Consider the following 24,656-nt stretch of genomic DNA (forward strand, 5'->3'; position numbering starts at 1 on the left):
AGCGGATACCTGGAAGCTAGAGAGGATGGACATGCTCAGCGCCCTCCCAGCGTCAATGCGACGCGGATCAGGCGGGATTCGGGAATCTCGGAATGCGCCAGCACCTTCAGGCGCGGCACGGAACGGCGGAAGAAACGAGCCAGGGCCAGGCGCAGGCGGTCGGGCACGAGCAGCGCGGCGGGTTTGCCCACGGCATCCATCTTCTCGACCGCGGCGGCGGCTTCGCTCAACAGGCGTTCGGCCAGGCCGGGCTCGATGGCGCCGATCTCACCGGCCTTGGAACTGATGGTCTGGAGTATGCGCTCCAGCTCGGGGTCCAGCGCCAGCACGTCGACTTCGCCGTTGGCGCCGAAAATCCCCTGGGTGATGGCCCGCCCCAGCGCGACTCGCACCGCCCCGACCAGTTCGACCGGATCCTGGATATGGACCGCGTGCTCGGACAGCGTCTCGACGATGGTGCCGAAGTCGCGGATGTGGACCCCCTCGTCCAGCAGCGATTGCAGGACCCGTTGCAGCGTAGCCATCGAGATCAGCTTGGGTACCAGGTCTTCCAGCAGCTTGGGCGTGCCGCGCGTGAAGTGGTCGCACAACGCCTGCAGTTCGGCGCGGCCCAGCAGGTCGGCGGCGTGGTTGTGCAGCAGATGGGACAGGTGGGTCGCGATGACGGTGCCGATGTCGACCACGGTATAGCCGGCGGCCTGCGCCGCCTCCCGCGCGGTGGCCTCGATCCACAGCGCCGGCAGCCCGAACGCCGGATCCCGCGTGGGAGAACCCGGGATCTCGCGGGTCACACGGCCCGGGTTGATGGCCAGGAAGCCGCCGGTCTGCACCTCGCCCTCGCCGATCGCCACGCCCTTGAGCGTGATGCGATAGCCGCCAGGGCGCAATTCGAGATTGTCGCGGATGTGCACGGCCGCTGGCAGGAAGCCGACGTCCTGGGCGAATTTCTTGCGCAGGGCCTTGATGCGTTTCAACAGGTCGCCGTCGCCGGTCTTGTCCACCAGCGGGATCAACCGGTAGCCGACCTCCAGCCCCACCGTATCGACCTGGGTGACGTCGTCCCAGCTGGCCTCCTGCGCCTCCGCCGGCTCGTCGACCACGGGCGGCGCGGCCGCCGTCTCGGCCTGGCGCCTGCGCAGCCGCGCCATGCGCCAGGACAGCCCGCCCAGGCCCGCCGCCAGCGTCAGGAATGCCAGGTTGGGCATGCCCGGCACCAGGCCCAGCATGCCGATGATCGCGGCCGACAGGGCGATCGCCTGCGGCGTGCCCAGCAACTGCTTGCCCACCTCGGTGCCGATGTCCTCGCCCTCGCCCACGCGGGACACGATCAGGCCGGCGGCAATGGACACCAGCAGCGCCGGCACCTGCGCGACCAGGCCGTCGCCGATGGACAGCAGCACGTAGGCACGTCCGGCCTCCGCGAAGCTCAGGCCGTGCTGGCCCACGCCGATCAGGAGGCCGCCGATGATGTTCACGAACAGGATCAGGATGCCGGCGATGGCGTCCCCGCGCACGAACTTGGACGCGCCGTCCATCGCGCCGTAGAAGTCGGCTTCCTGGGCCACGTCGCTACGGCGCTTGCGGGCGGTGGCTTCGTCGATCAGCCCGGCATTCAGGTCGGCGTCGATCGCCATCTGCTTGCCCGGCATGGCGTCCAGCGTGAACCGCGCCGACACCTCGGCGATCCGGCCCGCGCCCTTGGTGATCACGACGAAGTTGATGATGACCAGCACCAGGAAAACGACCACGCCCACGGCGAAGTTGCCGCCTACCAGGAACTGTCCGAAGGCCTCGATCACCTTGCCCGCGGCATCGGGGCCGCTGTGGCCGTGCAGCAGCACCACGCGCGTGGACGCCACGTTCAGCGACAGGCGCAGCAGCGTGGTGACCAGGATCACGCTGGGGAATACCGCGAAATCCAGCGGCCGCTTCGTATAGGTGGCCACCATCAGCACCAGCAGCGAGATCGCGATGTTGAAGGTGAACAGCAGGTCCAGCATCAGCGGCGGCAGGGGCAGCAGCATCATCCCCAGCACCAGCAGGATGAAGGCCGGCATGCGCAGTTCGCGCAGCTGCGCCGAATTGAACTCCAACCCGCCCAGCTTGAGGCTGCGGCCGCTCATGCCCGCCCTCCGCGACGCAGCGGCGCGTCATCCAGCGGATCCCAACCCGCGGGGATCTCGACCGGCTGCAGCTCGGGCGGCGGTCCGGACACGTAGTCCCGCAATTGGTAGACGTGCGCCAGCACCTGCGCGACCGCTCGGTACAGCGCCACCGGGACTTCCTGGTCGATGTCGGCGTGGCGATACAGGGCGCGGGCCAGCCTGGGGCTCTCCAGCACCGCCACCTTGTGCTGCCCGGCCAGCTCGCGGATGCGCGCGGCGACGCCGTCCGTCCCCTTGGCCACCACGCGCGGCGCCCCCATTCGCTTGTCGTCGTACTTGAGCGCGACCGCATAGTGGGTCGGATTGGTCACCACCACGTCGGCCGTGGGCACCGCTTGCATCATGCGCGAGCGCGCCCGATCGCGCTGCAACTGGCGGATGCGCCCCTTCACGTGAGGGTCGCCCTCGGTTTCCTTGTTCTCCTGCCTGGCTTCCTCGAAGGTCATGCGCAGGTTCTTGTGGTGGTTCCACCATTGCAGCGGCACGTCGGCCGCCGCGATGACGAACAGCGCGCCAGCCAGCACCAGCGCATGATTCGACAGCATCCCGCCCAGCTCGGCCAGGGCCCGCGGAGGCGACGGCAGGACCAGTGCCAGCCAGCCCTGGGAGCCATGCCAGACCAGCAGCCCGGCCACGCCGCCCAGCACCAGGACCTTCAGGATGGACTTGCCCAGTTCGCCCAGCCCGGCCAGGGAAAAGATACGGCCGAAGCCCTTGAGCGGCGACAGCCGGCTGAAATCGGGGCCCAGCGCCTTGCCGGACAGCACCAGCCCGCCCAACCCGATCGAACCCAGGATACCCGCCGCCATGCCGGCCGCCAGGATGGGGGCGATCGCCAGCAGTGCATCGGCCAGCACTTCGTTCAACGACTTCAGCAGCATCGCATCGTCGCGCGTGACGGCGGCCGTTCCCGCCGCCGTGGCGAAAGCAGTCTTCATCCAGGTCATGGCGCGATCGGCGATGCCCGCCCCCGCCAAGGCCAGCGCCGCCACGCAGGCGAAGGTCGCGACCGCGCCCGACAGGTCGCGCGAACGCGCGACGCGCCCTTCCTCGCGGGCCTGGTCCAGCCGCCGCTGGGACGGTGCCAGGGTTTTTTCCTGGCCGCTTTCCTGGTTATCTGCCACGGTATTCCGGATATCGACGAACGCCGGCGCGCTATCCGCGCCCCCGGCGGCCTCACGCCAGCCAGGCGAACGCGCGCCGCCCCAGCCATGTAGGCGTATGGATTATTCGCGATGGCCTGCGCGGACAAAGCCCGAAACAGACCCCGGAAAGCGCCGCTACTCGCGCCCGCGGCAGGCCTGCCGGCGCCCGGGGGTCAAAACACCCCTTCCAGCAGTTGCTTCATCTCCAGGACCAGCACCAGCGTGCCGTCGCCCGACAGGGTCGCGCCGGCCACGCCCTTGGGGTGGATGCCTTCCAGCGGCTTGATCATGACCTCGTCCTGGCCGATGAAGCCGTCCACGCCCAGGACCAGCTGGCGTTCGCCGTAGGCCAGCACGACCGCCAGCGACGGCGGCTCTTCGCGCTGGCGCCCGAGCAGGACGGCCAGGTCGATGACCGGCAGGATCTCGCCGCGTATGGTCAAGGCCTGGTTGCTGCCCACCGTGTGCATTTCCTCCTGGCGCAGCGGAATGATCTCGCGCACGACGGACAGCGGAATGGCGTAGGGCTGGTCCACCAGCTTGAGCATCAGCACGGGCAGGATGGCCAGCGTCAGCGGCAGCGAGATCACGATGTGCGACCCCATGCCCGGCGCGGACTGGATGTCGATCTGCCCCTTGAGCTTCTCGATGTTGGTCTTGACCACGTCCATGCCGACGCCGCGCCCCGACAGGTCGCTGACCTCGCTGCGGGTGGAGAACCCCGGCAGGAAGATCAGTTGCAGGCAATGGGCGTTGTCCAGCACGGCGGCGTCTTCCGCGCTGATGACGCCTTTCTCGATGGCCTTGCGGCGGATGACGTCGGGATCCATGCCGCGGCCGTCGTCCGATACCTCGATCACGATGGAATCGCCCGTCTGGCGGGCCGACAGGTGGACCGTGCCGCGCGCGGGCTTGCCGACCGAGCGGCGCTCGACCATGGTCTCGATGCCATGATCGACGGCGTTGCGGATCAGGTGCACCAGCGGGTCGTTCAGCTCGTCCAGGATGGTCTTGTCGACCTCGGTCTCGCCGCCGGTGATGTTCAGCTCCACGTCCTTGCCCAGCTGGCGGGCCAGGTCGCGCGCCAGGCGCGAATACTTCTGGAACACCCGGCCGACCGGCTGCATGCGCGCCATCATGACGGCCGACTGCAGGTCGGAAACCAGCGTATCCAGCTGGCTGAAGACCGCATCCAGCGTCTCGGCCGCCGCGTCGTCCCGGCGGCTGGTGCCCAGGAGCGCGTCGCGCAGGCACGACAGCCGGTTCTTGGTCAGGCCGATCTCGCCCGACAGGTTCAGGATCTGGTCGAAGCGCGCCGTATCCACGCGTATCGTCGCGTCCTTGGCCACGGCCTGCGCGCCGCCCGCGGGGGCCAGCATCTCGGGGCGATAGGGCCGCGACGATGCCGGCGCGCCTGCCTCGGCCGCCGCCGGGGCCTCGACCTGCATCCCCGGGGGGTCGCCGAATGCGGCGCGGTAGTAGCCCAGCCAGTCCGGCTCGCTGTCCGCCCGCGGGGCCGGCGCGGCGGCGTGGGCCAGCACGCGCGAGGCCTCGGCCGCGGCCGCGGCCGGCAGGGAATCCGTCCGCAGCGTGCTGGTGTCGACCGTCTCGCCCATGGCGGCGGCCTCGAGCGCGAGCAGCAACCCGGCGGGCGCCGGCTCGGGCATCGCCCCGCGCTCCATTTCCGAGAACATGCGCCGCACTTCTCCCGTCGCGGCCAGGATCACGTCCATGATTTCCGGCGTGATGCGCAGCGAGCCGCCGCGCAGCAGGTCCAGCAGGTTCTCGCCCCGGTGGCACAACTCCACCAGCGGCGTCGCCTCGAGGAACCCGGCCCCGCCCTTGACCGTGTGGAAACCCCGGAACACCTGGTTGAGCAGGCCGGCGTCGTCGGGACGCTGCTCCAGCTCGACCAGGCCGATGTCGACGTCGTCGAGCAGGTCCGAAGCCTCGGTCAGAAAATCGGCAAGCAGGTCCTGCATGTCGGAGAAGGCTGACACTCGTTTACTCGCTCAAAATCCCAGGCTTTCCAGCAGGTCGTCGACCTGCGCCTGGTTGGTCACCACGTCGTCGCGGCTGGAGGCGTCGATGACGGGGCCGTTCATCCATTCGCTGTGCGCGGCATTGCGCTTCTCGGGAGGCGTGCTCTCGATCAGCAGCTTGACCAGCTCGTCCTCGAAGTCCTGGGCGAGCTTGAGCACCTTCTGGATGACCTGGCCCGTCAGGTCATGGAAATCCTGCGCCATCATGATGTCGGTCAGCAGCGCCTGGGTGGCTCGGGCATCCTCCTGGGTACGGTCCAAGAAGGCACTGGTGTCGGCCGCCACCTGCTTGAAGTCGTCGACGCCCAGCCGGCGCTCGTACAGCTCGCGCCACCGCCCGCTCAGGCGAGCGCCTTCCCGCTCCACGCCCTCCTGGATCTCCTGGCCTTTCTCGACGTTGGACAGGGCGCGTTCGGCGGCCTGTCCCGTCAGCCGCGCGATGTAGTCCAGGCGCTGGCGCGTGTCGGGCAGCGAGTGGACGGCCTGCTCCACCTTCTGGTGGTAGCCCAGCTCGCGCAACGCGTCGTGCAACTGCCGGGTCAGCATGCCGACCCGCTGGTAGAACTCCGGCGACTGCTCGGCCGCCGCCTCGCCCGCGCTCGCGGCGGGATCCGCGGCCGGGGCCGCGTCGGCCGCCGGTTCGGCGTCGAGCCGAGCCAGGGTCTCGGACGAAATCTGGTCGAACAACGCTTCGAGGTCTTCGGTATCGCCGGTATGGGCCATTACGTGCTCCCGCTCATTTTCTGCACGATCTTGGTCAGCTTCTCTTCCAGCGTCGCCTTGGTGAAGGGCTTGACGATGTAGCCGTTCGCCCCGATCTGGGCGGCCAGCACGATGTCTTCCTTCTTGGCCTCGGCGGTCACCAGCAGCACGGGCAGCTTCTTGAGCTGGTCGTCGGCGCGGATCTCGCGCAGCAGCTCGAAGCCGTTCATGTTCGGCATGTTGATGTCGCTGACCACGAAATTGAACAGGCCGCTGCGCAGCTTGCTCAATGCGATCTGGCCGTCCTCGGCCTCGTCGGCGTTGTTGTAGCCGAGTTCCTTCAAGAGATTGCGGACGATGCGCCGCATCGTCGAAAAATCGTCGACGATAAGGAACTTCAAATCGTCAGGCTTCATTTGCTCCCTTTCTGGCCTTGATGTGTGTGAGTTGAGCGGCGATCATACTAGCCAGTTCCGAGGGGTGGAATTTCGCGACATAGGCATCGACGCCCACCTGCTGCCCGAGCTTCTTGTTGGCGACCGACGACAGCGACGAATGCATCACGACGGGAATCTTCGCGAAGCGGGGATCGGACTTGATGTGGCGGGTCAGCACGTAGCCGTCCATCTCGGGCATCTCGGCATCGACCAGGATCAGCCCCAGCATCAGGTCGAGCGGCAGCTTCTCGGCCTCGGCCCGGGCCGCGATGCCCTTGAGCTTGTCCCAGGCGTCCGCGCCGTTGGTGGCATGCTGGTGCGGCAGCCCCATCCGGTCCAGCACCTCCGTGATCTTCTTGCGCGCCAGCGAGGAATCGTCGGCAAAGAACACGTTCGCCTTGATGTCGGCATCGACCTGCTGGATCTCGGACGGGATCTTGTCCTCGCCGATGACCGAGGCCAGGATCTGCTCGACGTCCAGGATGGACACCAGCTTGCCATCGGCCAGCTCGGTCAGCGCCGTCATGAACGACGTGTTGTTCGATGGCATGGACTGCGGCGACTTGACCTTGTCCCAGTCGATGCGCACGATGCGGTCCACGTCCGCCACGAGAAAGGCCTGCGTATGGCTGGAGAACTCGGTGATCAGCAGCTTGGTGCGCGGCGCGTCGACCTTCATGTTGATCGTGGTGGCCAGATCGATGACCGGCAGGATCGCGCCGCGCAGCGAAATGATGCCCTCCACCCCGCGCGGCACGTTCGGCGTGCGGGTGATCGGAATCGTCTCGCACACTTCGCGCACCTTGAACACGTTGATGCCGAAGACCTCGCTGCCCCCCAGCGAGAACAGCAGCAGCTCCATCTTGTTGGAACCGGCCAGCCGGGCCTTCTCGTCCACCATTTCCATCAACCGATTGTCACCGGCACCCATAGCATCCTCCATACCGGCCGGCCCAAGCCGGCCCAGTGATCATTGCGATTCCAGAGCGGACACCCGCAACGGCGTCCCGTCGTTCAACCTGCCGGGAATGGCGGGTACATCGACATAAACGCCGCCTTTCTTGAGAAATTCCTCGCTGCGCTTGTTCAGCACCACGATGCTGATGCGCCGGTTCTCGGCCGCCTTCATGTCGGCACGGTTGAAGGGCACGGAGTCGGACAGCCCGACCACGCGCAACGCCTTGTCCTCCTGCATCCCGGCGGTCAGCATTTCGCGCCGTGCCGCATTGGCGCGGTCGGCCGAGAGTTCCCAATTGCTGTAGCCGCCATTGCCGCCAGCATAGGGCGTCGAGTCGGTATGGCCCGAAATCGAGATCTTGTTCTCGACGCCGTTCAGCACGCGGGCCAGCTCGTCCAGGATGACGCGGCTGTAGTCCTTCAGCACGGTCTTGCCGGTATCGAACATGGGCCGGTTCTTCTCGTCCACGATCTGGATCCGCAGCCCCTCGTCGGTGAAATCCAGCAGGATCTGGTCCTTGAACTGGGTCAGCGTGGGCTGCGTGAAGATCAGGCTCTCGAGTTCGGATTTCAGGCCCTCCAGCTTGCGGCGCTCGCGGGCCTCCTGCTCTTCGTCGCTGGCCCGGCGCTGGGGCGTGATGCGGGGACTCACATGCTGGCCGCCCGTCAGCACGCTGACCGGATCGCCCGCCACGCTCCCGGACGTGACCGCCACGCGCAGGGGCGTACGGAAATATTCGGAGATGCCCTCCAGGTCGGCCTGGGCCGACGTCGTCAGCAGCCACATCAGCAGGAAGAAGGCCATCATGGCGGTGACGAAGTCCGCATAGGCGATCTTCCACATGCCCGCGCCATGGGCCTTGCCGGCCCGCTTGCGGGACCGCCTGATGATGATCGGCGCTGCGCCGTCCTTGCCTGCCATGATCGCGACTCCCTACCGTGCCGTCATGCCGCGGACTTGCCCCGCACCGTGTCCTCCAGCTCGCCGAACGTGGGACGCTCGGTCGAGAACAGCACCTTGCGGCCGAACTCCACGGCCAGCGCGGGCGCATAGCCGTTCAGGCTCGCCAGCAGGGCCACCTTGATGCATTCGAGCTGCTTGCTGCTTTCGCTTACCTTCTGCTCCAGCACCGAGGCCAGCGGACCGACGATGCCGTAGGCCAGCAGGATGCCGACGAAGGTGCCGACCAGCGCCGCCCCGATCTTGGCGCCCAGCACGGCCGGCGGCTCGCCCACCGATCCCATCACGTTGACCACGCCCATGACCGCGGCGACGATGCCGAAGGCCGGCAGCCCGTCGGCGATACGCTGGATGGCATGCGCCGGCACGCTGGCCTCCTGGTGGTGGGTGTCGATTTCCTGGTCCATCAGGGCTTCCAGCTCCAGCGGATTCAGGTTGCCGCTTACCATCAGCCGCAGGTAGTCGGTCACGAACTCGACCAGGTGCTCGTCGGCCACCAGCGCGGGGTATTTCTGGAACAACGGACTGTTGTGGGGCTCCTCGACGTCGGCCTCGATGGACATCAGGCCTTCGCGCCGCACCCGGTTCAGGATCTCGTACAGCAGCGCCAGCAGGTCGAGGTAGCGCTGCTTGGTGAAGCGCGAGCCGTGCAGCGTGGTCGGCAGCGCCTTCAGCGTCGCCCGCACTACCTTGCTGGAGTTGCCGCACACGAACGCGCCCAGGGCCGCGCCGGCGATGATGACGAGTTCGAACGGCTGGAACAGCGCGCCCAGCGAGCCGCCATGCATGGCATATCCGCCCAGCACAGACGCCCCAACGATGATGTAGCCGATGATGACGAGCATGTGGATGTCCCGCCCTACGCGCTTCGCGCGCCCCCCAGGGGGCGATGCGGGTGGACCGGCGGAGCCGGATCCACCGCATCCTGGGTCTGGGCAAAGGGCCTCGATGCGGAGCATCGGGGCCTTGCCGGGCCAGGAGTCTGGGGAACGACGTGCGTGGGGCAATCAGGCTTCGGTGGCACATTGCGCGAAGCCATGAACGGGTTTTCGGCCGGCAAAAACAAAACTTGAGAGCGGAAGCTCCCGTGGCCGGCATCAGCGGGGGGCCGCCTTGGCGGCCTGCGCGGCGTTGGCCGTGCGCCGGGTCTTGCCGGCACGGGACGGCATATGGCAAAGCCCGCAGACGTACTGGTGGGCCAGCTCGAAGGTATGGGTGACGAATTCGCCGCCGCAGCAGGTGCAGGCCGTCATGCCCAGCATGCCGGCGTCGAAGAACCGGGTCAGGCGCCAGGCCCGCGTGATCGACAGGACCTCGGGCAGGCCCAGTTGCCCGATCTGCTCCCGGTACAGGCGATAGGCACGGATCAGCGCCTCGACCGCCGTCGCGTCGTCCAGGCCCACCTGGTGGCGGTGGATGTTCATGAACAGCGAAGCGTGGATGTTGGGCTGCCAGGTCATGAACCAGTCCGTGGAGAACGGCAGCATGCCCTTGGGGGGAGATTTTCCGCGGATCTCGCGGTACAGGCGCAGCAGGCGCTCGCGCGACAGCTGCACCTCCGCCTCGAGCACCTGCAACCGGGCATCGAGGCGGATGAGTTCGGACGCGATCTCGATCTGGCGCGCCTCGGACAGCACGCTCTTAGCGCGAGCCATGCTGCCTCCGGATACTGCTGCAAGACATGGCGTGGCTCAGGATGCGGCCATCGCGGCGGTACGTCCGGCCATCAGAATGGCGGCATGGATACGGGGGGAAACATCGTCGCGCTTGGGCGAGGACAGCAGGTTCCAGACCAGCGAGTCGTCGAAGCGGAATCGGGCGAGCAGCATGCTGGAGCCGGCGATCTTGAGCAACTGGGCCGTGGTCAGCGAAGAAAGGATATCGGCCACCTCGCTCGTGATGCCCAGGCGATAGAGCGCCTCGCTGCGATCGACCCGCAGCATCTGCTGCGCCAGCATGAGATAGGTCAGATTGGCATCGCGGATCTCTTCGCTCAGCCGGGACATGGGGGAAGTCGCGGCCTGGGGAGCCGATACGTCCACATCGACCACGTCGCAAACTTGAGTCATCGCGATTCCTTTCAGGGTAATCCCGCAAACGGGAAAGAAAAAACAAGTATCCTGGCCGGCTATTTCCGCCGGCGCAGGGACCAATTCAATATGTAAATTATTGGACACTTGTTACCAAATTGGCATTGGAACCCCGCTGGAATTCGCGTCTGCTTAGGTAAACTCCGCATGTAAGAATTTTTCTTACAGATTCTGTATCACTTGTTTCATTTGAACACGTAAATGCGAAATGCGGTTCCACCCATCCAGCAGGTAGCGAGCTTGGCCGGGAACGACCATGCCCTGCTGGAAGCCGCGCTGGAATCGCTCCCGGTCGCCACCTGGGTCGTGGACCGGGAAGGCCGCTACCGGTACGTCTCCCAGGCCTACGCCGACATGCTCGGCATCGCCCGGGCGGCAGACTGCCTGGGCAAGGCCATGGAAGAGCTCATGCCTGCCTCGATCGCCCGCGTCCACGCGCTACGCCATCGGCAACTACTGGAATCCCGCACGCGCAAGCGCTTCGAGCAGATCTGGACGGTAAAGGGCGAGCCGCGCTGGTTCGAGATCCAGATGAGCTGCCTGTGCAACGACGAGGGTGAGTCGATCGCCGTGTCCGGCTACGCGCAGGACATCACGCAGCACATGGAACAGCAGGAAGCCGCCCGCCGCATCCAGAACGAACTCGAAAAGCGGGTGGCCCAGCGCACCCACCTGCTGAGCGTGATCAACGAGGAACTGGAAGCCTTCTCGTACTCCGTCTCCCATGACCTGCGCGCGCCGCTGCGCCAGATCGCCGGCTTCGCCGGGCTGCTCGAGCGCGGGCTGGCCGGCCAGGCCAACGAAACCGACGCCAAGCACCTGCGGCACATCGTGGACAACGCACAGCGCATGGAGGACCTGATCGGCGACCTGCTTCAGCTCGCCCGCATCAACCAGAGCAGCCTGCTCAAGGCCCGGGTCGACCTGGCGGCCATCGCTCGCGAGGTCCTGGCCAGCCTGCGCCGCAGCCAGCCCGACCGCCAGGTCGAGTACGAACTGCCCGCCTCGGCGCTGGCCGAGTGCGATGCCGGGCTCATGCGCATCGTGCTGGACAACCTGCTGGGCAATGCCTGGAAATTCACCGGCAAGCGGGCCGAGGCCCACATCCAGTTCGGCAGCCTCCTGCGTGGCAACAGCACCATCTATTTCGTACGCGACAACGGCGCCGGCTTCGATGCGCAGAACGCCGAACGCATGTTCGGCGCCTTCCAGCGCTTCCACCGCACCTGCGACTTTCCCGGCACCGGCATCGGCCTGGCCACCGTCCGCCGCATCATCAACCGCCACGGCGGGCAGATCTGGGCCGAAAGCGCGCCCGGACAAGGCGCGACCTTCTACTTCACGCTGGAAACACCGGCCTGAAGCCCGCTCCGGCACCGCCCGCAATCGGACCGCGGCGGCGAAACTTTAGCGGTATTTTTTTCCATCCCGCCCCCTTCCCCGCCTAAAGTTTTCAAATCGCCGCCCCGTTAATTGCCTCAACGCGGCCACGCCGGCATTGCATGCAGCCAGCGATGGCCCTGGCGCAATTGCGGAAGGACCTCCAGCCGCGGATGCATCGTCGGGCCCCCAGGGCCCCTCCCTGAAACACCATATGACTCACCCTCACGGAGATAGGTCATGGCACAAGTCATCAACACCAACATCGCTTCGCTGAACGCGCAGCGCAACCTGAACAGCTCGCAGAGCGCCGTCAACACCGCCCTGCAGCGCCTGTCGACCGGCCTGCGCATCAACAGTGCCAAGGACGACGCCGCCGGCCTGGCCATTTCCGAGCGCATGAGCACGCAGATCAACGGCCTGAACCAGGCCGTGCGCAACGCCAACGACGGCATCTCGCTGGCACAGACCGCCGAAGGCGCGCTGAGCCAGATCGGCACCAACCTGCAACGCATCCGCACGCTGGCCGTGCAATCGGCCAACTCGACCAACTCGGCCGATGACCGCGCCTCGCTGCAGAAGGAAGTGGCCGAGCTGACCGCCGAAATCGATCGCGTCGCCCGCGACACCGACTTCAACGGCACCAAGCTGCTGGACGGCTCGTTCGCCGCCCAGAAATTCCAGGTCGGCGCCAACGCCGGCCAGACCATCACCATCTCCAACATCGCCGATGCCAGGGCCTCGACGCTGGGCCAGTACAACGGCTTCAACGCGACCAACCTGTCGATCGGTACCGCCAGCGATACCGCCGCGGCGCAGACCGTCACCTTCGGTTCGGCCGGCACGTTCGACCTGGGCAGCATCGCCAACGACGCCAAGGCCATCGCCAATGCCCTGAACACGCAAGGCATCGCCGGCCTGAGCGTCACCGCCAACGCCACCGAAGCCACCGGCACGTCGGCGGTCACGACCACGACCGCCGGCACCGCCAGCTTCACGCTGAACGGCCTGACGATCAACCTGACCGCGACCACCAACGCCGCGACCAACCGTGAAAACGCCCTGACCGCGATCAACGCGCAATCGGCCACCACCGGCGTGCGCGCCATCGACACCGGTTCGGGCCTGAAGCTCGAAGCCGCCGACGGCCGCAACATCACGATCGGCGCCCTGACGCTGGGCACCGCCGTCGGCTCCACGCTGGCCGACTTCGGCCTGGCCGCCGCCGGCATCACGGGCGCTACGCTGAACGTCTCGTACAAGGCTCCCACCGGCGTGACCGGCTCGATCAGCAGCAACGGCGTCTTCGCGCTGACCGGCACCATCACCCAGACGGGCACCGCCCTGAACGCCATCGACATCTCGACCGTCGCCGGCGCCTCCAATGCCCTGTCCGCGCTGGACGCTGCCCTGTCCACGGTCAGCGACGCGCGCGCCTCGCTGGGTGCGATCCAGAACCGCTTCACCTCGGTGGTCTCCAGCCTGGAAACCACCTCGGAGAACCTGTCCTCGTCGCGCAGCCGCATCCAGGACGCCGACTTCGCGTCGGAAACCGCTGCGCTCACCCGCGGCCAGATCCTGCAGCAGGCCGGCACCGCGATGCTGGCACAGGCCAACTCGCTGCCCAACAACGTGCTGACGCTGCTCCGCGGCTAAGCATTGCGGCACTTCCGCCGGTTTCCTTCCGGCGGCCGTCCCCGCCCCGCCTTGCGCCGGGCGGGGATTTTTTTGCCGCCGGGCCGCCCCAAGGCAAAAAGCGCCCCCTCGGGGGGCAGCGCCGCCGCGTAGCGGCAAGCGTGGGGGCATTTTTTTGCCTGCGGCCATCCTCCGGGGCAAGCTCCCTTCCCTCAAGTTTTCCTTCTCCTTCCCGTTAATCAACGTATCGCGTCGCCCCCGGCGGCATCGCCCCTCAACGCCACGGAACCCACATGAGCATCAACGCCATCGATACCGCCGCCGACCTGCGCAGCCTGGCAACGGCCGCCGCGTCGGCCGCCAGGCCCATCGCGCCCGCGGGCTCGACCAACCTGCTCGACCCGTCGCTGCCGGCCACGGCTCAAGTGCCGGACGTGGGGGAACTGCGGGCCGCGGTCGACGCCTTCAACCGCTTCGTTCCGCTGGCGGCGCACAACCTGACTTTCAGCATCGACGACGACAGCGGCAAGGTCGTGGTCAAGGTGATCGACAGCGACACCCAGGACGTGATCCGGCAGATCCCGTCCGAGGAAGCGCTGGCGCTCAGCCGTTCGCTGGACCAGATCAAGGGCGCCCTGTTCAGCCGCAAGGCCTGAACCGCCCGCCAACCCGATACCAGGAATACTCCATGGCTAGCGTAGGATCCGCCCTTGGCGTGGGCTCCGGCCTCGAACTGTCCACCCTCCTGACCAACCTGATGGCGGCCGAAAAGGTGCCGCTGACCAAGCTGCAGGCCCAGGCCACCTCGGCCCAGACCAAGATCTCTGCGCTGGGCCAGCTCAAGAGCTCACTGTCTTCGTTGCTGACGGCGGCCTCCGGCCTGACGCCGGAAAAATTCACGGGCCTGGTCGGCAGCTCGTCGGACTCGTCGGTCGCCTTCATCACGGCCGACAACAAGGCCGGCAAGATCAGCCACAAGCTCGACGTCACGTCGCTGGCCCAGGCCGAGAAGGCCGTCAGCGGCGCGCTGGCCAACGATGCGCAATTGAACGCGGGCACCCTTACCTTCAAACTCGGCAAGGTCGAGAACGGCAGCTTCGTCGCCGGCGAGGCCGAGGCCAAGTCCATCGTCATCGATGCCACCAACAACACCCTGTCCGGCCTGCGCGATGCCATCAACAAGGCGGAAATGGGCGTCACGGCCTCGCTGGTCACCGACGGCTCCGGATCGCGGCTGGTATTGACGTCCACCACCACCGGCGCGGCCAATGCCTTCCAGGTGACCAGTTCGGACTCGGGTGCGGGCGGTACCCGTTCGCTGGACTTCTTCGATTACGACCCGGCCACCGCCCCGTCCTATTCCAGCGGCGGCTCGCCAGCCGGCATGAGCCGGCTTCAAGCCGGCGCCGACGCCCAATTCAAGCTGGACGGCATGGAAGTGACAAGCGCCACCAACACCGTCACATCGGTGCTCGACGGCGTCACCATCACCCTGCAGAAGTCCGGCACCACCACGATCGCCACCAATCCGTCACCCAGCGGCGGCGCGGCGGCGCTGCAATCGCTGGTCACCGCCTACAACTCCTTCCTGAACGTGGCGGCGGCGCTATCGGCCAACGCGCCCAGCGAGACCCGGGGCAAGGCCGGCACCACCGGGCCGCTGGCCGGCGACGGACTGGTGCGCGACCTGACCGCCCGCATGCGCAATGAAGTCTTCTCGCCGATGCAGGGCGCCACCGGCCCCTACACGACGCTGGCCTCGCTGGGCGTGGGTTTCGACCAGGACGGGGCGCTGACGCTGGACACCGACAAGTTCAACAAGGCCATGGCGGCGGATCCCAGCGCCGTGTCCAGGCTGTTCACCCCCAAGCCTTTTGGCGAAGGCTCGCAAAGCCTGGTCGAGCGCTTCACCGCCCAGCTGTCGCCTTACACCGACAGCAAGGGCGTGATCGACAGCCGCACCGACGGCCTGAAAAGCACGATCAAGACCCTGGAGACCCAGCAGAACCAGATGAGCAATCGCCTGGAACAGATCGAGGCGCGCTACCGCCAGCAGTTCACGGCGCTCGATTCGCTGCTGACCCAGCTCAACAACACCGGCAGCTTCCTGACCCAGCAGATCGAGGCGTTGAAGAACCTCAACAAGTAACGTGGCGGGCGCGCCAATGGGAACTCGGCGGTTTTGCCACGCCAATTCCCGCTTTAAGCCCGGCGCGCCAGGCCGTTAAATCCGTCAGGGCTGCCGCGCACGCGGCATGCCCCTATGCGTTCAGCAGGAGTCGCACGTGTCGGGATTCGGAAATTTCGGGGCAAGAGCCTATGCCAGCGTCGGGGTGGAGACCGGGGTATCCAGCTCCAGTCCCCATGCGCTGATCCTGATGCTCTACGATGGCGCGCTGGAATCGCTGCGCAAGGCCATCGGCTGCATCGAGGCCAACGACCCGCTCGGCAAGACCCGGGCGCTCAGCCGCGCCACGCGCATCCTGGACGAAGGCCTGCGCGCGAGCCTGGACCACAAGGCCGGCGGCGACCTGGCCGGGCAGTTGAACGCCCTCTACGACTACATGCTTCGGCGCACGATGCAGGCCGGCATCGACAACGACCCCGCCCCCATCCTGGAAAGCGTGCGCCTGCTGGACGGCCTGCGCGAGGCCTGGGCCTCGATCCAGCCCGACAGCCAGGCGGCCGCCTGATGACGATGCACAAGGACAACGGCATGGCGCCCGATCCCGCCCAGCTGGCGGTGCTCTACGGTCAGCTGGCCGAGATCAGCCGCACGATGCTGGCCGCGGCGCAACGGGGCGACTGGGATGCCGTCACGGCCAGCGAATCGGCCTGTGCCGGGCTCGTGGGACAATTGCGCCGATGCCCCATCGAGACCTGCCCGCCCGCCGAACGCGAAACCTGCATGCACTTGATACGCGAGATCCTTGCCAACGACGCCGCCACCCGGAACATCGCCGAGCCGTGGATGCGGGAACTGGAGCAGATACTCCGGCCCCGGCGTCATGCCTTCGGCGTGCAGATGTACCGCTGAACGGGCCGACGCCGCGCCTGGCGGGCCGCAGCCCGCCAGGCCGGGCGTCCATGGGACGGAACGACATGCATAGCCCCGACATATCTGGAGACGGCGCTTGGTAGCGGACACTCGCCAGACGCAGCCGATCAGCGGCGTCTCCCCCGCGCAGAGCTGGGAGCGTTATCGCGAAGACGCCCGCGAGGCGGTGCTCGCGCGGCTGCTGAACGTGTCCGGCGGCAGCGCGGCAGGCGGCACGCGCCCTCCCGGCTCGCCGGGACTGCCGCACGGGCTGGTCCGGGCCACGGTGCTGCAGGCCAACAGCGATACCGAAGCGCTGGTCAACATCGCGGGCAAGCCCTATCTGATCAATACACGCCAGGCACTGAGTCCGGGCATGACCGTGGTGCTGCGGCTGCTGGACGACCGCACCTTCCTGCACGGCGAGGACGGCGGCCGTATCGGCGGCCCGCGATCGCCGGGCGATGGCGGCGGCCGGGGACAAAGCCCCCTGCCTGCCGCCACGGCCGACACCGAGGCGGCTTCACCGGAGATGGCCGCGCGCGCGGTGCGCGGGGTCTCGCCGGTGCCCATGCCGTCGCTGGCAGAACTCAAGCTCGAGACCGGCGACACCAAGGTGATGCTGAGCGGCTCGGCCCGCCTGCTGCTCGCGCTGGTCGACGAGACCGGCGGGACGCAGCGCAGCGTGCCCCTGGACGCCCTGCGCATCCCGGCGGGCACGCTGCCGGACGAAGCCGCGCGCCAGATCCGGCAGGCCGTGCAGCAGTCCGGACTGTTCTACGAAGCCCACCTGCAGGAGTGGCGCGAAGGGCGCCTGCCCATCGAAGCGCTGCGCGCCGAACCGCAGGCGGCGCTCTCGCCCGCGCCGCAGGCCCGCGACCCGGCTCCCCAGGCCGGCACTCCCACGCCCGCGGCCGAGCCCGCCACGCCCGAGCAAAGCGCGGCCAAGGGTCTGCAAGCGGCCCTGGCCGCCATCCCGCCCGACGTGCGCCAGGTCGTGCACGACCAGATCGCGGCGCTGGCCAGCGGCCGCCTGTTCCTGCAAGGCGCCTGGGCGGAACAACCCTTCACGCTGGAAATCGAGCCCGACGAAGGCAGGGGCGCCGACCCCGAGCTGCCGCTGGCCTGGCGCGTCCGCATCTCGGTCCAGACACGCAATCTGGGCACGATGCAGGTAGACATCGCGCTCGACGGCACCGATACCCGCATCGCCATCCAGCCCGACACCCGTACACTGCGCGGCCAGCGCCTGCGCGACCTGCAGGCCCGCCTTGCCGCCAGCGGCCTGGACCTGCAGCAGGCGCTGGATGGCCGGGGCCTGCGCATGTCCGACCTCAAGATCGCCACGGCGTCCCGCTCGCCGGCCCGCACATGACCCACCCCGCCGCCGAATCGCCCGCCGACGACCCGCTCGACCCCAAGCGCATCCAGGCGGTGGCGCTGCGCTATGAAAAGGAGCGCAAGACGCCCATCGTGGTGGCCAAGGGCAGCGGCGCGATCGCCGAGGAAATCCTGCGCCGCGCCAAGGAAGCGGGCGTGTTCGTGCACAGCTCGCGCGAGCTGATCGATCTGCTGATGAAGGTGGACCTGGATGCCCGCATCCCGCCCTCGCTGTACGTGGCGGTGGCGGAGGTGCTGGCCTGGGTGTACAGGCAGGACGAGGAAGCCGGCGCCGCCGCGGGCGCCGGTCCGGACGGACGCCAGGTCCCGTAGAGGCCGGGCTCAGACCTGCATGTTCATGACTTCGTTGTAGGCCGCGATCACGCGGTTGCGCGCCTGCGCCAGCATCTGGAACGACAGGCTGGCCTTGTTCATCGCGATCATCGTGGTTTCCAGGCCGACCTCGGGATCGCCTTGCTGGTAGGCCTTCTGGACGGCGCTGGCCTCGGACTGGGCGCGCTGCACGCCCTGGATCGCGTCGACCAGGACGTTGGCGAAGGATGCCGGCGCCGCGCCGGCGGCCGCACCGCCGCCCATCAGGGCATCGGGCCGCGCCAGCATCTGCGCCGCGCGCGCCATGCCGGTGGAGCCGGCTTGCCCGGTGGAGGATGCGAGCACGTCCTGGATGCGGTCCATATGCGGTTTCCCATGGGGCAATTCTTTGGAGACTGCGATGGTAGCCGCGGCGGGAAGGATCCAGACCGGGAAGTACCGGGGCAAAACCCGTCTATTCCTTCCTTGGCTGTGACATTCTGCATCAAATAATACAAGTCCTGGGAAATGGGACGCTCCGGCGCCCCTTCTTTCTTATCTGGCATTCAACGCCCCGCTTCATTACATGGCCGACGACACGCAGAACCAACCCGCCGCCGGGGCATCACGGGGTAACAAGCTCCTGGAGTCGTTCGGCAGGCTGCCCACGCGCCACCGGCTCGCCTTGCTGATCGGCATCCCCCTGCTCGTGGCCATCGTGGTGGCCGCGTTGCTGTGGAGCCGCGACCCGGAGTACCGCGTCCTGTTCAGCGGCCTGTCCGACCAGGACGGCGGGACCATCGTCGCCGCGCTGCAACAGCAGAAAGTGCCCTACCGGGTCGCCGACGGTGGCAGCGTCATCCTGGTGGCGCCCGACCAGGTCCACGAAGTCCGGCTGCGCCTGGCCTCGCAGGGCCTGCCGCGCGCCGGCAACGTCGGCTTCGAGCTGATGGACAACAGCCGCCTGGGCCTCACCCAGTTCCAGGAGCAGGTCAACTACCAGCGCGCGCTGGAGGGCGAACTGGCCCGTTCGATCCAGAGCCTGGGCACCGTCAAGAGCGCCCGGGTCCACCTGGCCATTCCCAAGCCCAGCATCTTCATGCGAGAGCAAAACCGGCCCACGGCGTCGGTGCTGGTGCAGATGCTACCCGGCCGCGTGCTGGAACGCGGCCAGGTCGCCGGGATCGTCCACCTGGTCTCGTCCTCCGTTCCCGAACTCGCGCCCGGCGCGGTCAGCGTGGTGGACCAGACCGGCACCCTGCTGTCGGCCAACGATAGCGATCCGAACGGCCTGGACGCCACGCAGCTGGAATACCTGCGCACGCTGGAGCGCCAGTACACCCGCCGCATCTCCGAACTGATCTCGCCCATCGTCGGCGCCCAGAACCTGCGCGCGCAGGTCGCGATCGACCTGGACTTCAGCCGGCACGAGCAGACCGACGAGATCTACCGTCCCAATGGCGCCTCGCCCGACCAGGCCGCGATCCGCAGCCGGCAGAGCTCGGAGTCGCGCGAACCGGCGCAGGGCATGGACGGAGGCGTACCGGGCACGTTGAGCAACACGCCGCCGGGCGTCGCCGTCGCCCCGACGACCGGGGGCGCGGCCACCAATCCGCCCGCTCCCGGCGCGCAGGCCCAGCTACCCGCGCAGAACGTGAAGCGGGCCGACACCACCAACTACGAGCTGGACAAGACCGTGCGCTACGTGCGCGAGCCCGTGGGCCGCATCAAGCGCCTGTCGGCCGCCGTGGTGGTCAACCACCGCACCAGCGTGGTCAAGGGCGAGACGGTCAGCACGCCGCTGAGCGATGCCGAACTGGCCCAGATCAAGGCCCTGGTCAACGAGGCCGTCGGCTTCGACGCGCAGCGCCGCGATTCGGTATCGGTCATCAGCATCCCGTTCAACGAAGCCACCGCCGAAGCCGCTTCCGAGCCGGCATTCTGGCAGCAGCCGGAGTTCGTCAACCTGGCACGCGACATAGGCGTGGCGATGGTCCTTGCGCTGGCGGTGCTGTACCTGATCATCGGGGTGATCCGTCCGGCCATCAAGCAGATGACCGCTCCTCCGCCGCCGCCCGAGCCCGTCTTCGCGGCCGACGGTCCCACGATGATGGCCGAAGCCCAGGCCGCCGATGCCGCCGGGGAACAACCGGAAGATCCGCTGGAGAAGGTCCGCCGCTTCGCACGCGAGAACCCGCAGGTCGTGGCCACGGTGATCCGGCAGTGGGTGAACGATGTTTAGCCCCCCCCTACGCGCTTCGCGCGCCCCCCAGGGGGCGATGCGGGTGGACCGGCGGAGCCGGATCCACCGCATCCTGGGTCTAGTACCCGTTTCTTGGATTGTTGCGTCGGTGCTGTCGCTGGCTGCCGGCGGGTGCAACGAAGTGATATGCCGATGATGAACGTGGTCAATACCGAACCCGACCAGGGGGTGGCCGATGGGGCGATCCTGTTGTTGTCGCTGGGAGAGGAAGAAGCGGCCGAGGTGCTGAAGTATCTGTCGCCGCGCGAGGTGCAGAAGCTGGGCACGGCAATGGCCGGGATGCAAGGCATCCCGCGCGAGGCGATGGACCAGGTGATCCAGCGCTTCGAGACAGACATCGGCGCGCACACCGGCCTGGGCGCCGATGCCGACGCCTATCTGCGCAGCGTGCTGACCAAGGCGCTGGGCGCGGACAAGGCGGGGTTCCTGCTGGACCGCATCCTGCACACTGGCGACACCTCGGGCATCGAGAGCCTGAAGTGGATGGATCCGGCCAGCGTGGCCGAACTGATCCGCCACGAGCATCCGCAGATCATCGCCTCCATCCTGGTACACCTGGAGGCCGACCAGTCGGCCGGGGTGATCAATCACCTGGCGGAACGCGTTCGCGGCGACGTCCTGCTGCGCATCGCGACGCTGGACGGCATCCAGCCGGCCGCGCTGCGCGAGCTGAACGACGTGCTGCTGAAGATGCTGTCGGGCAACGAGCAGATCAAGCGCCGCAAGCTGGGCGGCGTCAAGACCGCCGCCGACATCCTCAATTACGTGGGTTCGTCGTCCGAGCACCAGATCCTGTCCATCGTCAAGCAGGTCGACACGGAGCTGGCGCAACGCATCATCGACGAGATGTTCACCTTCGAGAATCTCATCGACGCCGACGACCGCGGCATGCAGCTCCTGCTGCGCGAGGTCACGCCCGACTCGCTCATCCTCGCGCTCAAGGGCGCCAGCGCCGAGATGCGCGCCAAGGTGTTCCGCTGCATGCCGGCCCGCGCCGCGCAGCAACTGCGCGAGGACCTGGACGTGCGCGGCCCGGTCAAGATATCCGAGGTCGAGGCGCAGCAGAAGGAAATCCTGAAGATCGCGCGCCGTTTGACCGAGTCCGGCGACCTGGCCATCAACGGCATGGGCGAGGAACAGTATGTCTGAGCCGCTGCTGGGCGCCCGCCGCATCCTGCGCGCCGACGAGGGCCGCAACCTGCCCGTCTGGCGCCTGGATACCTTCGGCGATGCGTCCATGCAGGGCGAGACCCGGCGCCGGCCGCAGACCCCCGACGAAAAACGCGCCATCGAGGCGGCGCTGGCCGCCGCCCGGCAAGAAGCCGACCGCCGCGCGCGCGAACAGGCCGCGCGGCAGGAAACCACGGCGCCGGAACCTGCCGTGGCCGAGGCGGCCCAGCCGCCCGTAGCCCCGGCGCCGGCACCGGCACCGGCCGTCGATCCGGCCGAGGTCGAACGCATCAAGACGGCGGCCTTCGACGAAGGCTATGCCGCGGGCTACGACCATGGCAGCGCCGCGGCCCGGCGCGAGGCCGAGCAACTGCAGGCGATGGCGCACGCCGCCTCGGGTGTGTTCGACCGCTTCGAGACCGACCTGGCTCCCCGGCTGCTGGAACTTGCCGCCGAGATCGCGCGCCAGGTCATCCAGCGCGAACTGGCGCTGGACAACAATGTGATCCTGGCGGTCGTGCGCGACGCCTTCAACCAGCTCATGGGCGGCGAAACCGGCAAGCAGTTGCTGCTGCACCCGTCCGACGTGCAACTGGTGCGCGCCCACCTGGGCGAGGAACTGGAACTGGGCCAATGGAAGATCGTCGAGGACGCCGGCGTCGAGGCCGGCGGCTGCCGGATCTCCACCCAGCAGTCCGACATCGATGCCACCCTGGGCACGCGCTGGAAACGGACCCTGGCCACGCTGGGACAGGACAGCGCCTGGAGCGACGAACGTGCATGACGCCCCCGCCAGCCTGGCCCGTTTCCTCGAAGGCTGCACCGCCCGCGTGCGGACCGCGTCGCCCGTGGCCGCATCGGGCCGCCTGACGCGCGTGGCCGGACTGGTCATGGAAGCCGTGGGGCTGAAGCTGCCGGTGGGCAGCACCTGCCGGATCGTGCAGGCCCACGATCGCGCCGCCGAGGCCGAAGTAGTGGGCTTCAACGGCGAGCGCCTGTTCCTGATGCCATCCAGCGAAGTCCATGGACTGACGGCGGGGTCGCTGGTGATGCCGCTGGAGCCGCAGCGGTCGCCCCCTTCCTACCCGCCGGCCGACCAGGCAGCCGACGCGGAACTCCCGGCCGAGGAAATCACCAAGCACCTGCCCGTGGGCGATGCATTGCTGGGGCGCGTGGTGGATGGCGCCGGGCGCCCCCTGGACCGGCTGGGCCCCATCACTTCCGCCCAGCGCGCGCCGCTGGCCGCGCGGCCCATCAATCCCATCGAACGCCAGCCCATCGAGCGCCCGCTGGACGTCGGCGTGCGCGCCATCAACGCCATGCTGACGGTGGGACGCGGACAGCGCATGGGCCTGTTCGCCGGCTCCGGCGTCGGCAAGAGCGTGCTGCTGGGCATGATGGCGCGCTACACCGAGGCCGACGTGACCGTGGTGGGCCTGATCGGCGAACGCGGCCGCGAAGTCAAGGAATTCATCGACCACATCCTGGGCCCGGAAGGACTGGCGCGGTCAGTCGTGGTCGCGGCGCCCGCCGATGCCGCGCCGCTGATGCGCCTGCAAGGCGCGGCCTACGCCACCGTGCTGGCCGAGCATTTCCGCGACCAGGGCAAGAACGTGCTGCTGATCATGGATTCGCTTACCCGCTACGCGATGGCCCAGCGGGAGATCGCGCTGGCCATCGGCGAACCGCCCGCCACCAAGGGCTATCCGCCATCGGTATTCGCCAAGCTTCCCGCGCTGGTGGAACGCGCCGGCAACGGCACCCACGGCGCCGGCTCGATCACCGCCTTCTATACGGTGCTGACCGAAGGCGACGACCAGCAGGACCCCATCGCCGACTCGGCCCGGGCCATCCTGGACGGCCATATCGTGCTCAACCGGGCACTGGCCGACACCGGCCACTATCCCGCGATCGACATCGAACAATCGATCTCGCGGGCCATGCACAACATCGTGGGCGCCGAGCAGCAGCGCCATGCGCGCACCCTGAAAAAGCTGTTCTCGCGCTACCAGCGCTCGCGCGACCTGATCCAGGTGGGCGCCTACGTGCCGGGAACCGATCCCGAACTCGACCAGGCCATCGCCGCGCACGCCACCATCGGCAATTTCCTGCAGCAGGACATGCAGGCGCGCGCGCCCTATGCCGACAGCCTGACCCTGATGACCGCCATCGCCGAACACTTCGGCGCCGGCACTTGACCCGCCTCCAGAGGCCCGCCATGACGTCCACCACCACGCTCGCCACGCTGATCGAACTTGCGGAAGCACGCAAGAACAAGGCCGCCCAGGAATTCGCCCAGGCCGCCGCGGCACATTCGCGCGCCCGGGAACGCCTGGTGCTGATCGAGAACTACCGCTCGGACTACGAATCGCGCATGCGCAACCAGACAGGCATAGGCCTGGACGGCACGCTGGTCGGCAATTACGCCCGCTTCATCCAGCAACTGACCGACGCCGTCGAACAACAGGCGCAGGAAGTCGAGCGCTGCGCCGGCCACATGAACGCCACCCGGGCGGCGTTCTTCGACGAAGAGCGCAAGCTCAAGTCCCTGGAGATCCTGGCCCAGCGGGAAACCCAGCGCCAGGAGTCGACCGAGGCCCGGCGCGTACAGAAGCAGATCGACGAATTCGCCCATCGCCGGCATTTCGGCGCCGCGACGGGATACGCGCTGTGAGCGCGCTGCCCGTCTCCTTCGTCCAGCCCGCCGCGGCGCCCGCCCCCGCCTCGGCGGGGTCCGGCGACGGCACGCCCGCCGGCCTTCCCTTCGAGGACGTGCTGGCGACGGCGTCCGAGGCCCCGGCCCCCGCCCGGACGGAACCCCCGGCCCAGCCCGAGGCGGCGGACGCCGATGCCGCCAGCGGCCAGGACGATGCCGATCCGGCGATCGCGCCGGACCTGCCCTGGCTGTCGCAGTGGGCGAGCTACCTCGCTCCCGCGGCCGCGCCGCCCGTGGACCCGGCCATGACGCCGGCCGCCGCCA

At 68.0% G+C, this 24,656-nt stretch carries 24 protein-coding genes and 1 pseudogene; 14 read left to right on the forward strand and 11 right to left on the reverse strand.

Annotation, left to right across the window (positions count from 1 at the left end):
• Nucleotides 1-35 precede the first annotated feature (35 nt).
• The 10 genes from flhA to flhD all read right to left on the reverse strand — a co-directional run bounded on the left by flhA (nucleotide 36) and on the right by flhD (nucleotide 10,415).
• Nucleotides 36-2,123: a flagellar biosynthesis protein FlhA gene (gene flhA / locus CDO46_RS26160; RefSeq protein WP_087841484.1), complete on the reverse strand. Its 2,088-nt coding sequence runs from the start codon at nucleotides 2,121-2,123 to the stop codon at nucleotides 36-38.
• The gene (gene flhB / locus CDO46_RS26165) at nucleotides 2,120-3,289 is read right to left on the reverse strand and encodes a flagellar biosynthesis protein FlhB (RefSeq protein WP_087841485.1); all 1,170 of its coding nucleotides are present in this window, start codon (nucleotides 3,287-3,289) and stop codon (nucleotides 2,120-2,122) included. Before flhB ends, flhA begins: the two co-directional genes overlap by 4 nt.
• Before the next feature lie 194 nt (nucleotides 3,290-3,483).
• Nucleotides 3,484-5,310: a chemotaxis protein CheA gene (locus CDO46_RS26170; protein ID WP_087841486.1), complete on the reverse strand. Its 1,827-nt coding sequence runs from the start codon at nucleotides 5,308-5,310 to the stop codon at nucleotides 3,484-3,486.
• 12 nt (nucleotides 5,311-5,322) lie between these two features.
• Complete coding sequence (locus CDO46_RS26175) at nucleotides 5,323-6,075, reverse strand: protein phosphatase CheZ (RefSeq protein WP_087841487.1); 753 nt, start codon at nucleotides 6,073-6,075, stop codon at nucleotides 5,323-5,325.
• Entirely contained in the window at nucleotides 6,075-6,470 is a 396-nt protein-coding gene (gene cheY, locus CDO46_RS26180; protein ID WP_087841488.1) for a chemotaxis response regulator CheY, read from the reverse strand. Before cheY ends, CDO46_RS26175 begins: the two co-directional genes overlap by 1 nt.
• Complete coding sequence (locus tag CDO46_RS26185) at nucleotides 6,460-7,422, reverse strand: chemotaxis protein (protein WP_087841489.1); 963 nt, start codon at nucleotides 7,420-7,422, stop codon at nucleotides 6,460-6,462. The genes cheY and CDO46_RS26185 overlap by 11 nt, the downstream gene beginning before the upstream one ends.
• Nucleotides 7,423-7,461: 39 nt before the next feature.
• Nucleotides 7,462-8,370 carry a flagellar motor protein MotB gene (gene motB / locus CDO46_RS26190; protein WP_087841490.1) on the reverse strand — a complete coding sequence of 303 codons (909 nt, stop codon included), beginning with the start codon at nucleotides 8,368-8,370 and terminating at the stop codon, nucleotides 7,462-7,464.
• Nucleotides 8,371-8,393: 23 nt separating this feature from the next.
• Nucleotides 8,394-9,254: a flagellar motor stator protein MotA gene (gene motA, locus CDO46_RS26195; protein WP_087841491.1), complete on the reverse strand. Its 861-nt coding sequence runs from the start codon at nucleotides 9,252-9,254 to the stop codon at nucleotides 8,394-8,396.
• 252 nt (nucleotides 9,255-9,506) lie between these two features.
• Nucleotides 9,507-10,064 carry a flagellar transcriptional regulator FlhC gene (gene flhC, locus CDO46_RS26200; protein ID WP_087841492.1) on the reverse strand — a complete coding sequence of 186 codons (558 nt, stop codon included), beginning with the start codon at nucleotides 10,062-10,064 and terminating at the stop codon, nucleotides 9,507-9,509.
• Nucleotides 10,065-10,100: 36 nt separating this feature from the next.
• Nucleotides 10,101-10,415 carry a flagellar transcriptional regulator FlhD gene (flhD, locus tag CDO46_RS26205; RefSeq protein ID WP_087841533.1) on the reverse strand — a complete coding sequence of 105 codons (315 nt, stop codon included), beginning with the start codon at nucleotides 10,413-10,415 and terminating at the stop codon, nucleotides 10,101-10,103.
• A 324-nt stretch (nucleotides 10,416-10,739) separates the two neighbouring features.
• On the opposite strand from flhD, the gene CDO46_RS26210 reads away from it, so the two are divergent.
• The 8 genes from CDO46_RS26210 to CDO46_RS26245 all read left to right on the forward strand — a co-directional run bounded on the left by CDO46_RS26210 (nucleotide 10,740) and on the right by CDO46_RS26245 (nucleotide 18,264).
• Complete coding sequence (locus CDO46_RS26210) at nucleotides 10,740-11,861, forward strand: ATP-binding protein (protein WP_165963216.1); 1,122 nt, start codon at nucleotides 10,740-10,742, stop codon at nucleotides 11,859-11,861.
• Between the two features lie 258 nt (nucleotides 11,862-12,119).
• On the forward strand, nucleotides 12,120-13,535 hold the full coding sequence (locus CDO46_RS26215) for a flagellin (protein ID WP_087841494.1): 1,416 nt from the start codon (nucleotides 12,120-12,122) through the stop codon (nucleotides 13,533-13,535).
• Between the two features lie 272 nt (nucleotides 13,536-13,807).
• Entirely contained in the window at nucleotides 13,808-14,170 is a 363-nt protein-coding gene (locus CDO46_RS26220) for a flagellar protein FlaG (protein ID WP_087841495.1), read from the forward strand.
• A 32-nt stretch (nucleotides 14,171-14,202) separates the two neighbouring features.
• Entirely contained in the window at nucleotides 14,203-15,663 is a 1,461-nt protein-coding gene (fliD, locus tag CDO46_RS26225; RefSeq protein WP_087841496.1) for a flagellar filament capping protein FliD, read from the forward strand.
• A gap of 136 nt (nucleotides 15,664-15,799) precedes the next feature.
• Nucleotides 15,800-16,207: a flagellar export chaperone FliS gene (fliS, locus tag CDO46_RS26230; protein ID WP_243724574.1), complete on the forward strand. Its 408-nt coding sequence runs from the start codon at nucleotides 15,800-15,802 to the stop codon at nucleotides 16,205-16,207.
• On the forward strand, nucleotides 16,207-16,551 hold the full coding sequence (locus CDO46_RS26235; RefSeq protein WP_087841498.1) for a flagellar protein FliT: 345 nt from the start codon (nucleotides 16,207-16,209) through the stop codon (nucleotides 16,549-16,551). The genes fliS and CDO46_RS26235 overlap by 1 nt, the downstream gene beginning before the upstream one ends.
• A gap of 97 nt (nucleotides 16,552-16,648) precedes the next feature.
• Nucleotides 16,649-17,926: a flagellar hook-length control protein FliK gene (locus CDO46_RS26240; protein ID WP_087841499.1), complete on the forward strand. Its 1,278-nt coding sequence runs from the start codon at nucleotides 16,649-16,651 to the stop codon at nucleotides 17,924-17,926.
• A complete protein-coding gene (locus CDO46_RS26245; RefSeq protein WP_087841500.1) occupies nucleotides 17,923-18,264 on the forward strand; it encodes an EscU/YscU/HrcU family type III secretion system export apparatus switch protein in 342 nt (113 codons plus the stop codon). The genes CDO46_RS26240 and CDO46_RS26245 overlap by 4 nt, the downstream gene beginning before the upstream one ends.
• A gap of 9 nt (nucleotides 18,265-18,273) precedes the next feature.
• Here CDO46_RS26245 and fliE read toward each other — a convergent pair whose 3' ends face one another.
• Nucleotides 18,274-18,627, reverse strand: a complete 354-nt coding sequence (gene fliE / locus CDO46_RS26250; RefSeq protein ID WP_087841501.1) for a flagellar hook-basal body complex protein FliE — start codon at nucleotides 18,625-18,627, stop codon at nucleotides 18,274-18,276.
• Between the two features lie 202 nt (nucleotides 18,628-18,829).
• On the opposite strand from fliE, the gene fliF reads away from it, so the two are divergent.
• The 6 genes and pseudogenes from fliF to CDO46_RS26280 all read left to right on the forward strand — a co-directional run.
• The gene (fliF, locus tag CDO46_RS26255) at nucleotides 18,830-20,485 is read left to right on the forward strand and encodes a flagellar basal-body MS-ring/collar protein FliF (protein ID WP_087841502.1); all 1,656 of its coding nucleotides are present in this window, start codon (nucleotides 18,830-18,832) and stop codon (nucleotides 20,483-20,485) included.
• Nucleotides 20,486-20,641: 156 nt separating this feature from the next.
• Nucleotides 20,642-21,655 carry a flagellar motor switch protein FliG gene (gene fliG / locus CDO46_RS26260; protein WP_087841534.1) on the forward strand — a complete coding sequence of 338 codons (1,014 nt, stop codon included), beginning with the start codon at nucleotides 20,642-20,644 and terminating at the stop codon, nucleotides 21,653-21,655.
• Nucleotides 21,648-22,460, forward strand: a complete 813-nt coding sequence (locus CDO46_RS26265) for a flagellar assembly protein FliH (protein ID WP_087841503.1) — start codon at nucleotides 21,648-21,650, stop codon at nucleotides 22,458-22,460. The genes fliG and CDO46_RS26265 overlap by 8 nt, the downstream gene beginning before the upstream one ends.
• Before the next feature lie 46 nt (nucleotides 22,461-22,506).
• Nucleotides 22,507-23,874 carry a flagellar protein export ATPase FliI gene (gene fliI / locus CDO46_RS26270; protein ID WP_303395860.1) on the forward strand — a complete coding sequence of 456 codons (1,368 nt, stop codon included), beginning with the start codon at nucleotides 22,507-22,509 and terminating at the stop codon, nucleotides 23,872-23,874.
• A 20-nt stretch (nucleotides 23,875-23,894) separates the two neighbouring features.
• Nucleotides 23,895-24,350 (forward strand): flagellar export protein FliJ, encoded by a 456-nt coding sequence (gene fliJ / locus CDO46_RS26275; protein ID WP_087841505.1) that lies wholly within the window; start codon nucleotides 23,895-23,897, stop codon nucleotides 24,348-24,350.
• Nucleotides 24,347-24,656: pseudogene (locus CDO46_RS26280) on the forward strand (fimbrial protein FimV); the annotation flags it as partial. The gene fliJ and the pseudogene CDO46_RS26280, both read left to right, overlap by 4 nt.

The sequence above is a fragment of the Pigmentiphaga sp. NML030171 genome (assembly GCF_002188635.1).
Lineage (GTDB): Bacteria > Pseudomonadota > Gammaproteobacteria > Burkholderiales > Burkholderiaceae_B > Pigmentiphaga > Pigmentiphaga daeguensis.